At 68.7% G+C, this 14,957-nt stretch carries 12 protein-coding genes; 9 read left to right on the forward strand and 3 right to left on the reverse strand.

Features of this window, described 5'->3' with window-relative positions; genetic code table 11:
* The first annotated feature begins 3 nt into the window (after positions 1-3).
* From EDD30_RS20405 to EDD30_RS20440, 8 genes are read left to right on the forward strand one after another with little or no spacing between them, the layout of a single operon-like run.
* Positions 4-1,350, forward strand: coding sequence for an MFS transporter (locus EDD30_RS20405; RefSeq protein ID WP_425321279.1), 1,347 nt, complete (start codon positions 4-6; stop codon positions 1,348-1,350).
* Position 1,351: 1 nt separating this feature from the next.
* A complete protein-coding gene (locus EDD30_RS20410; protein ID WP_071803108.1) occupies positions 1,352-1,558 on the forward strand; it encodes an MbtH family protein in 207 nt (68 codons plus the stop codon).
* Positions 1,545-1,790 carry an acyl carrier protein gene (locus EDD30_RS20415; RefSeq protein WP_071803107.1) on the forward strand — a complete coding sequence of 82 codons (246 nt, stop codon included), beginning with the start codon at positions 1,545-1,547 and terminating at the stop codon, positions 1,788-1,790. The genes EDD30_RS20410 and EDD30_RS20415 overlap by 14 nt, the downstream gene beginning before the upstream one ends.
* Positions 1,790-2,722, forward strand: coding sequence for a thiamine pyrophosphate-dependent dehydrogenase E1 component subunit alpha (locus EDD30_RS20420; RefSeq protein ID WP_071803106.1), 933 nt, complete (start codon positions 1,790-1,792; stop codon positions 2,720-2,722). The genes EDD30_RS20415 and EDD30_RS20420 overlap by 1 nt, the downstream gene beginning before the upstream one ends.
* The gene (locus tag EDD30_RS20425) at positions 2,722-3,720 is read left to right on the forward strand and encodes an alpha-ketoacid dehydrogenase subunit beta (protein ID WP_071803105.1); all 999 of its coding nucleotides are present in this window, start codon (positions 2,722-2,724) and stop codon (positions 3,718-3,720) included. Before EDD30_RS20420 ends, EDD30_RS20425 begins: the two co-directional genes overlap by 1 nt.
* Complete coding sequence (locus EDD30_RS20430) at positions 3,717-4,856, forward strand: 2-oxo acid dehydrogenase subunit E2 (protein WP_170047103.1); 1,140 nt, start codon at positions 3,717-3,719, stop codon at positions 4,854-4,856. The genes EDD30_RS20425 and EDD30_RS20430 overlap by 4 nt, the downstream gene beginning before the upstream one ends.
* A complete protein-coding gene (locus EDD30_RS20435) occupies positions 4,853-6,454 on the forward strand; it encodes a hypothetical protein (protein ID WP_071803103.1) in 1,602 nt (533 codons plus the stop codon). The genes EDD30_RS20430 and EDD30_RS20435 overlap by 4 nt, the downstream gene beginning before the upstream one ends.
* A complete protein-coding gene (locus tag EDD30_RS20440) occupies positions 6,447-9,461 on the forward strand; it encodes a non-ribosomal peptide synthetase (protein ID WP_071803102.1) in 3,015 nt (1,004 codons plus the stop codon). The genes EDD30_RS20435 and EDD30_RS20440 overlap by 8 nt, the downstream gene beginning before the upstream one ends.
* Positions 9,462-9,821: 360 nt before the next feature.
* On the opposite strand, the gene EDD30_RS20445 is transcribed toward EDD30_RS20440, so the two are convergent.
* Entirely contained in the window at positions 9,822-10,508 is a 687-nt protein-coding gene (locus EDD30_RS20445; protein WP_143162544.1) for a hypothetical protein, read from the reverse strand.
* Between the two features lie 154 nt (positions 10,509-10,662).
* Between EDD30_RS20445 and EDD30_RS20450 the strand changes: the two genes are divergently transcribed.
* Positions 10,663-11,541, forward strand: coding sequence for an IS5 family transposase (locus EDD30_RS20450; protein WP_244945116.1), 879 nt, complete (start codon positions 10,663-10,665; stop codon positions 11,539-11,541).
* Between the two features lie 87 nt (positions 11,542-11,628).
* Here EDD30_RS20450 and EDD30_RS20455 read toward each other — a convergent pair whose 3' ends face one another.
* Positions 11,629-12,165 (reverse strand): GNAT family N-acetyltransferase, encoded by a 537-nt coding sequence (locus tag EDD30_RS20455; RefSeq protein ID WP_071807968.1) that lies wholly within the window; start codon positions 12,163-12,165, stop codon positions 11,629-11,631.
* A 676-nt stretch (positions 12,166-12,841) separates the two neighbouring features.
* On the reverse strand, positions 12,842-14,764 hold the full coding sequence (locus EDD30_RS20460) for an FG-GAP repeat domain-containing protein (RefSeq protein ID WP_071807969.1): 1,923 nt from the start codon (positions 14,762-14,764) through the stop codon (positions 12,842-12,844).
* Positions 14,765-14,957 lie beyond the last annotated feature (193 nt).

Genomic DNA, 14,957 nt, shown 5'->3' on the forward strand with positions numbered 1-14,957 from the left:
GGCATGGCCGCGTTCTCCGTTCTGTGGGTCGGCCAGGTGCTGTCCACACTCGGTACGCGGATGACGAACTTCGCCCTGAGCATCTGGATCTGGCAGGCGACCGGCCACGCCTCCGACCTGGCGCTCATGACCTTCTTCGCGTTCGCGGCCACGGTGGTGTTCAGCCCCATCGCTGGTTCCTTGATTGACCGGTGGAGCCGCCGGTTGACGATCCTGCTCAGCGACGCGGGTTCGGCGATCGTGACCGCGCTGCTACTGGCCCTGTACCTGACCGGGTCGGTCTCCGTCTGGCACCTGTACGTGGTCAACGTGGTGACCGGTGCGCTGCTCGCGTTCCAGCTACCGGCGTACTCGGCGACGATCTCGCTGATGATGGAGAAGGACCACTATCCGCGGGCGAACGCGATGCTGTCGCTGGCCCGCTCGGTCCCCGCCATCTTCGCCCCGGCCGCCGCGGGTGCCCTGCTGGCGGCGACGAACATCGAGGTCGTCCTCCTGGTGGACGCGATCTCGTACGCGCTCGCCGTGGTCACGGTCTTCATGGTACGGATCCCGCCGCGCCCGGTCAGCGAGCACGAGGAGACGCCGAGCATGTGGCGCGACTCGGTGTTGGGCTTCGCCTACATCCTGCGCCGCCCCGGCCTGCTCGGGCTGCAGGGCATCCTGTTCGCCGTCGGCCTGTTCGCCGCTATGGGCTGGGTACTGCTGACCCCGATGGTGATGGCCCGCACCGGCAACGCCGAGGCCCAGGTCGGCGTCGTGCTGTCGGTCGGCGCGATCGGCGGGGTGCTCGGGGGGGCCCTGCTCGGCGTGCTGCGCCCGACGCGGCAGAAGATGTTGCGCCTCCTGCTGGCGGCCCTTGCCTTTGGCCTGTTCGGCCGGGTGCTGCTCGGTGTCGGTGACTCGCTGTTCGTCTGGTCGGCCGCCTGGTTCTTCGCCTGGCTCTGCGTGCCCTTCATCGACGGCTACGGGCAGGCGATCTGGCAGGAGAAGGTCAGCCCCGAGCTGCAGGGCCGGGTGTTTGCCGCGCGTCAACTGATCGAGAATCTGGCCGTGCCGATCGCACTCGGCATCGCCGGTCCGCTCGCCGACTACTTCCTAGAGCCGGCAATGCGCTCCGGCGGTTCCCTGGCCGGGACGTTCGGTGGTCTGGTCGGCACCGGGCCCGGTGCGGGCATGGCGCTGCTCTGCGTGATCACCGGAGTGCTCGGGGTCCTTGTGGTCGTCGCTGGCGCCCTGTCTCCGACAGTACGGCTGGTGGAGTCCCGGATCCCCGACCATGACGCCACTCCGTCCGAGCGGGCGGCAGCGGTCGACGAACCGCCCATCCACGTAGCGGAAAGGCATTGAGATGGACCTCATGTACAAGGTCGTGCGCAACGACGAGGAGCAGTACTCGATCTGGCACGAGTTCAAGGAAACCCCGCCGGGCTGGCACGAGGTCGGGGTCTCGGGCACCAAGGACCGGTGCCTGACGTACATCGACGAGGTGTGGCGCGACATGCGTCCGCGCAGCCTTCGTGAGCACATGGAAGGAGCGCACGATGCGGCTCGCTGACGTGGTGGCGGACGTGTTCGAGGTCGACCCCGCCGACGTGGTTGACGAGGCGACGCCGGCGACCCTGGAGAACTGGACCAGCCTGCGGCACATCCAGCTGGTCGTGGCGCTGGAGGCGGCGTACGGCGTCTCCTTCTCGTCCCAGGAGATCCGCGGCTTCAAGTCAGTCGGTGATGTGCGCCGCGCCCTGGCCGACAAGGGCACCGGTGTCGACGAGGAGGCGCTGGCCTGATGGACGTGATCGTCGGGAATCGGGGGGTGACGGCGGGCGGAGTATCCCCGCTCGCCGACGAGGACCTCGGCCTGCTGTTGCTTATCCGGCACTTCGAACTGGCCCTGCTCGACTTGTTCGACCAGGGCAAGCTCAACGGCACCACGCACACCTGCCTCGGCCAGGAGTACATCCCGGTCGTCCTGCGGCCGTTGCTGGACGAGCGCGACTACGTGTTCAGCAACCACCGGGGCCACGGCCACTACCTCGCCCGCTACGACGACCCGGCCGGCCTGCTGGCAGAGATCATGGGACGCGAGGGCGCGATCTGCAACGGCGTCGGCGGCAGCCAGCACATCCTGCGGGGGACGTACATGTCCACCGGGGTGCAGGGCCAGAGCCTGCCGATCGCGGTCGGCACGGCGATGCACCTCGAACGCGGCGGGCAGCCGTTGCTGGCGCTGGCGTACATCGGCGACGGCACCTGGGGCGAGGGCTCCGTGTACGAGGCGCTCAACATGGCCCAGCTGTGGCGCCTGCCCCTGGTGGTCGTGGTGGAGAACAACCGGATCGCGCAGTCCACGCCGACCGAGCGGCAGATGTCTGGCACGATCGCGGACCGGGCGCGCGCCTTCGGGATCCGGCACCACCGGATCACCGGCGTCGACGTCGAGGCGATCCGCGCCGATCTGGTACCGCTGGTGGCCGAGACGCGCCACCAGAACCGTCCGCTCGTGCTGGAGTTCGACACCTACCGGCTGGGCCCGCACAGCAAGGGCGACGACAACCGGGCGCCCGAGCTGATCCGCGAGGCCGAGGAGCACGACTGGCACCCTGTCTACGCCGCGCGGTTCCCGGAGCAGTTCGACCGGATCTCCGCGGTGCAGAGCCGCCGCGTCGCCGAGGTCGTCGCCGACGTCACCGCCCGTCCGCTGTCCACCTGGGAGCAGTGATGCGGGTAGCCGAGGATCTGAACGCCGCGTTGCACACGTTGTTCGAGGCCTGTCCGGACCTGTACCTGCTCGGTGAGGACATCGCCGACCCGTACGGCGGCGCCTTCAAGGTCACCAAGGGGCTGTCGGACAAGCACCCGAACAGGGTGCTGCCCACCCCGCTCAGCGAGAGCGGGATCATGGGCGTCGCCGGCGGTCTCGCGCTCGCCGGGGATCGCGCCATCGTGGAGGTCATGTTCGGCGACTTCATCGCCCTCTGCTTCGACCAGATCGTCAACTTCGCCAGCAAATCCGTGTCGATGTACGGCCAACGCGTCCCGCTGCGGCTGGTGGTGCGCTGCCCGGTGGGCGGCAACCGGGGATACGGCCCGACCCACAGTCAGAGCCCGCAGAAGCACTTCATCGGCGTGCCGAACCTCTCCCTGTACGAGATGTCGCCGTTCCACGACAACGCCACGGTGTTCCGACGGATGCTGGACCACGGCGAGCCGGCCGTCTTCTTCGAGGACAAGATCCTCTATACCCGGCCCATGTACGCGGACGGCCACATCGACGATGTGCTGCGCTACGACCTGATTGGCGATCCAAGCGTTGCCCGCGTCCACATCGAGGACCCCGACGACTTCCGGTACGTCGTGATCGCTCCCGGCGGGCTCGCACACCGGGTCATGGGCGCGATGCGCACGCTGTTCCTGCAGGAGGAGATCCCCGGCCTGCTGCTGGTGCCCTCTCGGCTGTACCCGTTCGACGTAGAGCCGCTGCTGCCGATCCTGGCCCGGGCCGAGCACATCATCGTGGCCGAGGAGAGCGTCGCCGGGGGCACATGGGGCAGCGAGGTCGCGCAGTCGCTCTACTCGCGGCTCTGGGGCATGCTGCGCCACCCGATCCGGCTGGTCAACTCGGCGGACTCGATCATTCCGACCGCCGCTCACCTGGAACACCGCGTTCTCGTCCAAGAGAACACGGTCTACGACACGTTGCGGGAGGCATGCGCGTGACGGACCTGGTCGTACCCAAGTTCAACAACAACGACGAGAGCTACATCCTGGTCGAATGGCTGTTCGACGACGGTGAGCAGGTGGGGTCCGGTGACGCCGTGGCGGTCATCGAGACGTCCAAGGCCACGCAGGACCTGATCGTCGAGGGCGAGGGCGTGCTGCACCGGCTCAAGCCGGAGAAGGCGGAGTGCGGACCCGGCGACGTCATCGGCCGGCTGTTCGCGAGCGAACCAGACCGGCAGAGCTACCTGGCCGGTGAGGAACAAGCCGGAAAGCAAGAGGCCGCGTCGAACACCGCGGCCGAGCCGACCATGACCGAGTCGGCCCGGGCGTTCGCCGCCGAGCACGGCATCTCGGCCGACCGGCTGCGTGCCCTCGGCAAGTCGTTGATCCGGCGCTCCGACGTGGAACGGCTGATCGAGGGCGAGCTGCCCGCGAACAAATCCCGCCTCCTGCCGATCAGCCGGCGGCAGCAGGCCATCGGCGCGGTGGTCAGCGAGTCCCACCGCACCATCCCCGCGGCGTTCACATTGATGAGGGTGGACGTCGGCCGGGCTCTGAGCACCGCCGCCACCCTCGCCGAGCGGGTCGGCGCGCCGGTCGGCCTTCCCGAACTGCTGATCAAGGCAGTGGCCGGCCTGCACGAGGAGTTCCCGCTCTTCTTCGCCAGGGCGGTCGACCAGGCCCACGTCGAACCGGCCGCCGCCGCGCACGTCGGCGTAACCGTGGACGTCGGCACCGGCCTGTTCATCCCGGTCGTGCGCGACGCAGGGCAGCGCTCTATTCCCGAGATCGTCGACATCCTGATGGACTTCCGGATCAAGGGGCTGCGCAACACGCTCACCGAGCAGGATTTCGCCGACGCCGTCATCGTGGTCTCGCTGAACAACGACGACGCCGTCGTATTCGCCCGCCCGATCGTGTTCCCCGGCCACACCTGCATGGTGTCGCTCGGCGGCGTGCTGACCGAGCCGACGCTCGACGGCGCGGGCAATCTGGTGGCGCGGCAAGTCGTGCACATGGGCCTCGCCTACGACCACCGGATCGTCAACGGCCGCGACGCCGTCACGTTCCTCCAACGGCTGCGTGCCCGCCTGGAAGCGCCGGAGCATCTGGAACGCGGCGATGCCGGATGACGACGACCGCAGAGCTGCGCCGGCGCTGGCCGGCGGTCCGCCGCGAGCCCGCCGTGCTTACGGTGGCCATGCTGGCCAGCTACACCGTGGACCCGATCGTGCCGTATCTGGGCGTCGGCCTGCATGACGTCGGCCTGACCGCAGCGCCCACCGTCGGACCGTTCAACCAGATCGTCCAGCAGTGCCTTGACGACGACGGCGAGGTTGCCCGGCTGGCGCCGGACGTGCTGGTCGTCGCGCCGCGCTTCGAGGAGCTATGGAGCCGGGCGCCGCTAGCCGGCTCGCCGGACCCGGAGACGTACGCCCGGGACCTGCTCTTCCTGGCCGACACCGCGCTCGGCGCCGCCGAACGGTGGCGCAGCTGCCTGGTCTTCGTCCTGCCCGCCGTGCCCGAGACCCGGCCGTACGGCGTGGCCGACCACGGCTCGCCGCACGGTGCCGAGGCCGTCGCCGCCACGGTCCGGCAGGCGCTGCGCCGGCGGCTGTCCGGGCATCCGAACGTCTACCTGGCCGACTGCGAGGCCGCGGTCCGTACAGTGGGCAGCCGGCACGCCCACCACCCGGCGCTCTTCCGGTTCGCCAAGGTGCCCTATACCGACGACGTCTTCGCCGAGCTCGCCGGCCAGATCACCAGGCTGCTGCGGTTGCGATACGCGCCACCGCGAAGCGGCATCGTGATCGACGCGGACAGCCTGCTTGCGGGGACGGAGGCCGGTTCGGAGTCGCTCCAGCCGGTGCTGACCGAGCTGCGCCGCACCGGTGCGCGGGTCGCCCTGCGCGGCACCGTGGACCGGGGGGAACTGTGGGCCGCAGTCCGGTCTGCCCTCAGCGACGACTGGATGGAGCTGGTCGACGACGTGGTTCTGGACGAGCGGCCGGTGGAGGAGCAGCTTCGGGACGTCGCGTCGGTCCTGGGCCTGGCCGCCGAGCAGATGGTGGTGCTGACCGCGGCCGAACCGCTTGCTCGGCAGCTGGCATCACGCGCGCTCCGCCTGGCGGACAGTACCGATCTGTGGCCGGCCCAGGTGGCCGCCGCCGGTCTGTACGACTCCCTGCCTCCGGCCGTGGACAACCAGGACGGCGGGATGGAGATCGCCGCGGCGCAGCCGTCCCGGTCACTCTCCGTCGAGGAGTACATCGCGGGGCTGGACGTCCGGGTGCAATGGCGCGCCGCGGACCAGGAAGCCGTGCCGGAGGTGTTGGAGATGTTGCTGCGCACGAAGGACTTCGCGCTCGGGGGCACGCACACCGAACAGGCGCTCGGCGAGGCGATCGCCGACAGGTCCACGGAGATCCTGCTCGCGGACGTGCGGGATCGGCTGGGCGACTACGGCTTGGGCGCCGCGGTCCGGCTGCGATACGACGGCCGCGAATGCGTCGTCGACCTGCTCCTGGTGTCCTGCCCGGTGCTCGGCAAGGGCGTCGAAGACGAGGTGATGAGCCGGATCTTGCGGTTGGCCGCCGACCACGGGTGCCAGAGGGTGACGTTCCGCTACATGGACACCGGCCGCAACGGATTGGTCCTGTCCTACCTGCGCGAGAAGATCTCCGCCGACCCGGCATCCGGGATCACCGTCCGGATGGAGCGCCATGTCTGAGCGATTCGGCAGCGTCGTCGATCTCGTCCGGGCACAGGTGCGCCGGGCGCCCGAGCAGCAGGCGATCGCCTGGCGGGACGAGGCGCTGACCTACCAGCAGCTTTGGGACGGAGCGGAACTGGTCGCCGAGCGGCTGCGCGGCGGCGGCGTGCGTCCAGACGACGTCGTCGGGCTGTGCGCGCGCCGCTCCCCGGAGCTGGTAGTCGGGGTGCTTGGGATCCTGCGGGCCGGCGGCGCGTACCTGCCGCTGGATACCGGTTATCCGGCCGCCCGGCTGCACTACATGCTGGAGCAGGCCGGCGCCCGGCTGATCGTGGGGCACCGCGACAGTGCCGGGCCCATCCTCGGCGACCGCGAGCTGGTTCCGCTCAACGACCTGCGCGACGCGGACGGACGGTGGGCGCCGGGCGAGCCTCCGACGACGGCCGGCCCGGAGCCCGCGATCGGCCCGGAGAACCTAGGCTATGTGATGTTCACGTCCGGGTCGACCGGTCGGCCCAAGGGCGTAATGCAGACCCACGGCGCCCTGGCCGGCCTGGTCCGCTGGCAGCTCGCCGACTCGGTAGCCGGTCCCGGCGACGTGACCACCCAGTTCGCGCCGATCTCGTTCGATGTGTCGTTCCAGGAGATCTTCGCGACTCTGGCCTCCGGCGGCTGCCTGCTCTGCCTCGACGACGAGGAACGCCGGGATCCGATCCGGCTCTGGGGGCTGCTCGTCCGGCACCGGGTCGCCCGGCTTTTTCTGCCGTACGTCGCGCTGCAGACGCTGGCGCTCTTCGCCGACGACCTGCCGGATTCGCCACCGGCGCTCCGCGAGATCATCACGGCCGGTGAGGCGCTGCGCTGCGACGACCGGATCAAGCGGCTCTTCGCCCGGCTCTCCGGATGCCACCTGATCAACCAGTACGGACCCACCGAGACCCACGTGGTGACCCGATATCGGCTGCCGGCGGAACCGGCGTCCTGGCCGTTGCTGCCGCCGATCGGCACCAGCGTCGCCGGTGCGGGACTGCACGTGCTCGGCCCGGACGGCGTGCCTGTCCCGCCGGGACAGCCGGGGGAGCTGCACGTCTCCGGCACGCCTGTGGCGCGCGGATACATCGGGCGCGAAGATCTGACCCGGCAGCGGTTCCGCTCCACGCCCGATGGTACGGATTCGATGTACGCCACCGGTGACGTCGTCGAGGAACGCGACGGCGTCCTGCACTACCTGGGCCGCGACGACGACCAGGTTAAGGTCAACGGCGTCCGGGTGGAGCCGGCCGAGGTGGAGCGTGAGCTGCTCGCCCTCGACGGCGTCCGGGAGGCCGCGGTGGTGGCCGACCATGGCCGCCTGATCGGTTTCGTGACCGGCGGCCTGGGCGCGGACCGGGGCGGCGCGTCCCGCGAGGAGCTAGCCGCCCGGGTGCCGGCACACCTGGTGCCCAGCCGCGTCCTGGTCGTCCGGGTCCTGCCCACCACGCCGAGTGGCAAGATCGACCGGGCCAAGCTCCTGGAGACGGCCCACGTCGGTGACGCCGGCGGCGCCGGCCTGGAGAGCATCTGCCGCGCCGAGCTGGGTCTCGCCACCAGCGCCGCCGCCGGTTCGGGCGCGGACCTGCGCGCGGCAGGCGTCGACTCCCTCGCCGCCGCGCGGATCGCAGCCCGGATCGCTTCGGAGTTCCGGGTGCTGGTGCGCATCGATGAGGTGATGGCGGCGACGTCGCTGGAGCAGTTCCGCGAGGTGGTCGCCCGTGCGCCGCGGATCAACCGGGAAGCGGTGTCGCCGCCTGCCGGCCCGCTCCCACTCTCCGCCATGCAACAGCAGATCTTCATCGACCAGCTGCTGGCCGAAGGGAATCAGACACAGTGGGCGATGGTGGAGCTTGACGTGCGGGGACCCTTCGATGCTGCCCGCGCGGAACGGGCAGTCCGGACGCTGACGAACCGCCATGCGGCCCTGCGGACCCGCTACGACTTCGGTGAGCACTATCTTCAGCAGGATTTCACTGCAGGGGCGGATCCGGAGATTGTGCACCGTGAAGCCGCCGGAGAGCCGGAGATGACGGCGCTGCGCCGACATCGGGCGACCCAGGGCTACGACTTCGGCACGGTGGCGAACCTCACCGTCGACATCATCCGGCTCGCGCCCGAACATCACCGGCTCCTCCTCCGTGTGCACCACGCCTCCGCCGACGGCTGGTCGTTCGCCGTGCTCTGCGACGAGTTCGCGGCGCTGTACACAGATCCGGAGCGGGCTCTCACTCCCGCCGTGCAGTGCTGGCAGCTGCCCGAGCCCGACGACGAGACCCGCAAAGCGGATCTGGATTACTGGGAGACCCGGCTGAGCCACCTGGCAGCCGCGCCCGCGCTCGACTGGGGAGCGGCACACGAGCAGCTGCGGGGCGAGCCTCGCCTGCGGCGAAAAGCAGTCACCCTGACCATCGAACAGGTCGCATCGGTGCGCTCCTGGGCAGATAGGGCACACGCCACGCCATTTGCCGTGCTCCTCGCCGCCTGGACCGCACAATTCAACGCCAGCGAGGTAGGCGTCGCCGTTCCGTTCGCCACACGCAAGACCACCGAGAGTCTTAGCTGCGTTGGGCTTCTCCTGAACACTTTGGTGCTGCCCCTGCCGACCCAGGCAGAGAACTTCTGCGTCCTTGTCGGCCAAGTGGACGGCGAGGTGGCCGCCGCGGCGGCACATCACAGCACCGCGTTGCCCGAGCTTCTGGCCCGGCTTGGCGTGCAGCGAGTCCCCGGCCGTCCACCCCTGGCTCGGATGATCGTTACCCTCCAGCCGCCGGGCCCGCGCTCCTGGGTGCTCGGCCCCGACGGCCCGGAGGCCACTCTGATCCTCGACCTCGACATGCCTGAGCCCACCGGTTTCGACCTGGTCCTCAACCTCGACGACCGCGGAGACCGCATCATCGGCTGGATTGACTACGACACCGAGGCGCTGGACGGCACCAGAGTCGACGCTCTCGTCGCCGGCTGGAAGAAGACACTCGAGCAACCAATACCCTGAGCCCTCCGCGCATCCGAGGGTGATCCCCAGCCGGTGGTCGCCCTCGGGTGCATCACTACATGGCGTTGCGTGGCCACCTGTCGGGTCAGCCCTGCCAGCACGCTGCTCCTCAGTGCAGCTTCGCACTCCAGCCCAGCCAGGTGCCCCTCCCGACGAAGCCACCGGCGCGGGCTGTCGAGACACCCCGTCAGGTCCTATAGTCCGGGACGCGGACCGCCTGACCTCGTTGTCTGCGGCATGGCGCATGTCGTTGATCAGCTACGCGGCGCTGAAACCTCATACGCGCACATTTTGCCGTCTTGGTCCGATTCGATGGAATGTGCACGCGCAGTGTCCGACCACAGCGTGCGCCGGCGGGCATCACGCGGGAGGCGGGCAGGGCGAGAGGGCATCCAGCAACCAGGTCAAGCGCAGGTCACGGGCGGTGAGAGACGCCGTCTCGCGCAACTGGTCGGCTTCCGGACCGACGCGCAATTCGAGGGCGAGAGCGAGGGCGGCAGCGGCGGTTTGCGGTCTGGCTCCGAGCGTGGCTCGCAGATGATAGGAGCGGCGTAGCAGGCGAAGCCCCTCGTCGCGGCGCTCTTTCAGCAGGTGAGCCCCGATGTGGCGGGCCGTGTAAGACTCGAGCAGCGCGTCACCTTGCGCAACGGCCCTATCCTGGGCGCGGTGATACGCGACCGTGGCTTCGTCCGACTTGCGGTCGATGTTCTCGGCCAGAACGCCGAGCCAGAATGTCGCCCAACCGGCTAAGCGCAGATCGGCGGTCGCGGCGGCGAAGGCGTTGCGGGCGCGCGATGCGTCGTCGGCCTGCGGGCTGCGGGCGAACAGCAGGCGAACGTAGCGCAGCTGCGCATCCAGGTAGCCGGACCGTACCGGATCGGATGACGCGAGTTCGGCGACCGCCTCGTGCGCCTCGGCCGGGTCGTCGAGCTGCCACCAGTGGCGATCCACCAGGATCTCGGCACGATCCGCCGGAGCAGCGCACGCAAGAGCTTCGTCCCACCGCCCCGCGCGACGCAACGCCAGGGAAACCGTTTCAGCACTCATGCCGCCAATCTAGACAGACGGCGCTTAGTGCCCGTCTGGAAACTTGGGTCTGTCGATGGGTAGGCGGTGCGGCGCGTCTGAATGACATGGGTAGGGCCTTGAGGTAGAAGCGCAGGTAACCACACCAAACACGCTCGATCCCTCAAGGCCCTGTATGACTTTCTACCTGGTCGGTGGCGCCGGCGCATCCACCGCCTCTGTCGTGTCCGCCGATCACCTGCCCAGCAACCGTGCCCGTCTTTATCCGTCGGACACCAGCGACGCGGAATGGCAGGTCATCGCCCCGCTGATCCCGGCTGGACAGCCGAGCCGTCGCGGCGGGCGCCGGCCGGTGCATTCACGCCGCGACATCGTCGACGCGATCCGCTACCTCGCCCACAACGGCTGCGTCTGGCGGGCCTTACCCGCCGATTTCCCGCCCTGGCAGACCGTCTACGACTACCACGCCCGCTGGAGCACCGACGGCACCGTCAACCGCCTGCACAACACCCTGCGCGACCAGGTCCGCACCGCAGCCGGCCGCGAACCCGAGCCGAGCGCAGCCATCATCGACTCACAGTCGGTGCGCGCGGCCGAGACCGTCGCCCGGGCCAGCCGCGGCTACGACGCCGGCAAGAGGGTCAACGGCCGTAAACGCCACATCGCCGTGGACACCATCGGGCTGCTGCTCGTCGTCGCGGTCAGCGCCGCCTCGGTGCAGGACCGCCAAGCCGGCCGCGTCCTGCTCTGGGCCGTACACACCGTCTGCCGAAAGGTGACGATGACCTGGGCCGACAGTGGCTACAGCGGCACGCTGGTCGACTTCGCCGCCGCACTCGGCGTCACCGTCACGATCGTCGCGAAATTCGCCGGACAGTTCGGCTTCCACGTTCTACCCCGGCGCTGGGTGGTGGAACGGACTCTGTCCTGGATCAGCCGATGCCGACGCACCGTACGTGACTACGAACGCCTACCCGAACATCACGCCGCGATCGTGCAATGGTCAATGATCATCATCATGAGCCGCCGCCTGGCACGCCATCACCGACCCTGAAACGGTTTCCAGACGGGCACTTAGACCCGCTGTGCGGCGATCAGTTGTTCGTGAAACCGGACGGTGGAGGGATATGACGCCCCCGCGTCAGGCCGTCCACTCCTGTACGAGTACCGAGTACAGAAGCGAGTCTCGCCAGGTACCTTTGGTGAGGACATGGTCTCGCAGGCGGCCTTCGTATCGCATGCCGAGCTTGTGGACAACGGCGATGGAGGCGGCATTGCCCGGGCCGATGGCCGCGGAGACTCGATGCAAGCCCAGTTGCTCGAAGGCGAAGGTGACCATTTGCCGAGCTACGTCGGTAGCGTAGCCCTTGCCCCAGCGGTCGGCACGGATGGCATAGCCTAGTTTCGCTGCTTTGACGCCGGAAAGTCCGAGACGGGCAAAGCCGATCAGCTCGTCGTCGGGGGCTGTGGCGGCGAGATAGTACTCGGTACGCGGGTCGTCCTGCGCTCGCTTTACGACTCCGTCGATCATCGCTCGAGTGGCGGCCTGGTCGTGCCTGTCGAAGGCGAGCCACTGGGTGACCTGGTCGTCGCCGACGATGGCCAACGAGGCAGCTACGTCATCGGTGCGGAACTCCCGCAGAGTGACGTCGCGGCCGGTGAGGGTTACCGGGTACATAGGCCAATCCTGCCTTACTGCTCCTAGCAACATGGCCGCCGAGGCGGAGAACCATCGCCTCGGCCTACTCGTCGTGCAACTCATCAAAGCGCTCGACCTCGCCGGCGAAACCGCGCAAGCCGACGGTTCGCTGAAGAACACGAACGCGACCGGATCACCCCTTAGCTCGCCCCCCGTCGTCGACCGCCCGCTGCACTGGTCCGAGTGGCGGCGCGCGCAAGGCTTGCTGGGTAGTCTCCAAGGCGGGCCGGACTTGGGTCCGCTGAGACGCCGAGATCTGAGTCTTCTAGGCGGGGGTGGTGCCAATCGGCGCTCACCCGGGTGGGTGGCCGAGCCCCACGTGGTGCTCCAGTGGTGCTCGGATGTTCGCGACAGTTTCGCCACGGACGCGACTAAACCAGCACGGCCGCGGATTGGCGCGGACGTTCATGATTTCCATCGGCGCTGAAATGCCCCTTACATAGCCGTGCGTAAGGGGGCAAACCCACAGCGAACTGGTCCTTCGTTGTGCTTCCTCGGATGGGGCATCGTTCTAACTACGGATCAGAAGGTTGTCGACTCTTGTCAGCGTTGCGCGGGCTCCATCTCCCAGGTGCGGCTGGTTCTCGGGTCGAACCATAGGAAAGGCGGCGTTGCCCGGCTCTTGTGAGGGAGCCGGGCAACGCTGTGGAGTCGGTCAGAGGATGAAGCTGAACTGGTTCCAGCCGGAGCGGCGGATCAGGAGGTTGGATGCTGGGTCGATCCAGCCGCCCTTGCCGTTGCCGCGGTAGAGGCGTAGTTCGCCGGCGGTGTTGCGGACGATGATGTCGGGGTAGCCGTCCATGGTCCAGTCACCGGGCGAGAAGATCATGTTCCATTGGTTCCAGCCGGAGCCGATTTTGTCGGGGGCGGTGCCGTTGAGCCAGCCGCCCTTGCCGTCGCCGCGGTACAGCAGCAGTTCGCCGGCGGCGTTCCGAATAATCACGTCCGAGAAGTTGTCACCGGTGAAGTCTCCGGGCGACAGGATCGCGGTGTGCTTGTTCCAGCCGGAGCCGATTTTGTCGGGGGCGGTGCCGTTGAGCCAGGCGCCCTTGCCGTTGCCGCGGTAGAGCAGTAGTTCGCCGGCGGTGTTGCGCACGAGCACGTCGGCGAACCCGTCGCCGGTGAAGTCTCCGGGGGACAGGATCGCGGTGTGCTTGTTCCAGCCGGAGCCGATTTTCTCGGGGGCGGTGCCGTTGAGCCAGCCACCCTTGCCGTTACCGCGGTACAGCAGTAGCTCGCCGGCGGTGTTGCGCACCAGCACGTCGGCGAACCCGTCGCCGCTGAAGTCACCGGGCGAGAAGATGGCGGTGTGCTTGTTCCAGCCGCTGCCGATTTTGGTACGTCCCTCTTGGAACGTACCGTCGCCGTTGCCCTGGTAGAGCCAGAGGGCGCCGGTGGCGGCTTCGGCGGCGAGGATGTCCGGCTTCTTGTCCCCGGTGAAGTCCCACGTGCGCTGGGCCCTGACCGCGTTGTCCTGCAACCTGGCGTCCTGGTGGCCCTTGAGGAGGAACTTCTGCAGGGCGACGAAGGTGTTGTCGGCCAGCGCCTTCTCCGCCGCCGCCAAGACGTGGCGGGCGAGCACGTCGTTCTTCGCGTCGTCGCGGATCTTGGTGACCTGCTTGCGGAGGTTTTCCAGCTCTCTCTTGGCCGCGACGTCCTCGTCGAGCTTGTTGGCCTTGGCGCCGCCGGTGAAGATGAAGTCTTTCAGCGCCTGGTCCAGCTTGGCATCCGGTGCGTTCAGCGCGACCTGCGAGGCGAGGCGCACCTCGGCGCCCTGGGCGTTGTTGTGGATGTACAGCACGAACTGGCGGTTCGGCGCGTTGACCAGCTCGTTGGTCACGGGCAGTAGCAGCATTTGCAGCAGCGACGTCTTCGCGTTGGCCAGCTGCTCGGCACGCAGCCGGGCCGCCTCCGCCTCGGTCTTGTTCTTGATCTCTTCTTGCAGGTCCTTTTCGGCTGCGGCGGCTGCGCCGGTGCGCAGGAACGCGGTCCAGTCGTCTTGGTCGGTGCCGTCGGCGATCGCGGCCTTGGCCGCGGTCCACACGTGACTGCCTTCCTTGACCCGCTGGAAGACGCTGAAGATGAAGTCGCGGTCCTTCTGCTCGACGAGCGTGGTGTCGGCGGGGTCGAGCTTGACGATGACCGCGACCGAGCGGCGCAGCGCCCGGGCGTTCGCTTCGGCGATCTCGGCCCTGGCGTCGTCGGCCGCGGCGGTGAAGACACCGGCCGTGATGAACTCGTACGCGGCGTCGGCGTCGGCCGTGTCGTACGCGCGCAGGGCCTCGGCCTTGACGAAGCTGCCGTCCTTGGCTTGGCGCCAGAGCGACAGTACGAACGCCTGGTCGTCGAGCACCAGCATGTCGACACCCGGGTTGAGGCCGAGCGCTCCGGCCGCCTTGATCTTCTCGTCCTCGGTGGCCCGGTTCGTCGGATCGGCGAACAACGCCGAAACAGCGGTGGTGATCGAAGCCGTGACGGGCGTGGCCGCCGCCAGAGCCGGCTGACCGGTACCGGACGCCATCAGCGTGGTGACGAGGCCGACGGCCGCCAGGCCGACGGCGGATCTGCGTGAAGACACTCGGGTGCTCCCAAGACTCGGTTCGCTGCACATGGAGGGATGCCGAGGAAAAGCTCAGGCAGTATCGGTGGCGGTGTCCCGGCGGCCCACGCTGCAGGGCGCCGGGTCCAAGTCCGATGCCGACGGCGGCGATTGCACCGGCCTCCGGCAAGTTGTGACGCAGCGGCCGTGCGCCAGCGCACAGATCCCGCCA

Source organism: Couchioplanes caeruleus (genome assembly GCF_003751945.1).
Taxonomy (GTDB): Bacteria; Actinomycetota; Actinomycetes; order Mycobacteriales; family Micromonosporaceae; genus Actinoplanes; species Actinoplanes caeruleus.

Bases quoted from the DNA above. Each gene is read 5' to 3' on its own strand.
- EDD30_RS20405 (WP_425321279.1), top strand. From the start codon at position 4: ATGGCCGCGTTCTCCGTTCTGTGGGTCGGCCAGGTGCTGTCCACACTC.
- EDD30_RS20410 (WP_071803108.1), top strand. From the start codon at position 1,352: ATGGACCTCATGTACAAGGTCGTGCGCAACGACGAGGAGCAGTACTCG.
- EDD30_RS20415 (WP_071803107.1), top strand. From the start codon at position 1,545: ATGCGGCTCGCTGACGTGGTGGCGGACGTGTTCGAGGTCGACCCCGCC.
- EDD30_RS20420 (WP_071803106.1), top strand. From the start codon at position 1,790: ATGGACGTGATCGTCGGGAATCGGGGGGTGACGGCGGGCGGAGTATCC.
- EDD30_RS20425 (WP_071803105.1), top strand. From the start codon at position 2,722: ATGCGGGTAGCCGAGGATCTGAACGCCGCGTTGCACACGTTGTTCGAG.
- EDD30_RS20435 (WP_071803103.1), top strand. From the start codon at position 4,853: ATGACGACGACCGCAGAGCTGCGCCGGCGCTGGCCGGCGGTCCGCCGC.
- EDD30_RS20440 (WP_071803102.1), top strand. From the start codon at position 6,447: ATGTCTGAGCGATTCGGCAGCGTCGTCGATCTCGTCCGGGCACAGGTG.
- EDD30_RS20445 (WP_143162544.1), bottom strand. From the start codon at position 10,508: ATGAGTGCTGAAACGGTTTCCCTGGCGTTGCGTCGCGCGGGGCGGTGG.
- EDD30_RS20450 (WP_244945116.1), top strand. From the start codon at position 10,663: ATGACTTTCTACCTGGTCGGTGGCGCCGGCGCATCCACCGCCTCTGTC.
- EDD30_RS20455 (WP_071807968.1), bottom strand. From the start codon at position 12,165: ATGTACCCGGTAACCCTCACCGGCCGCGACGTCACTCTGCGGGAGTTC.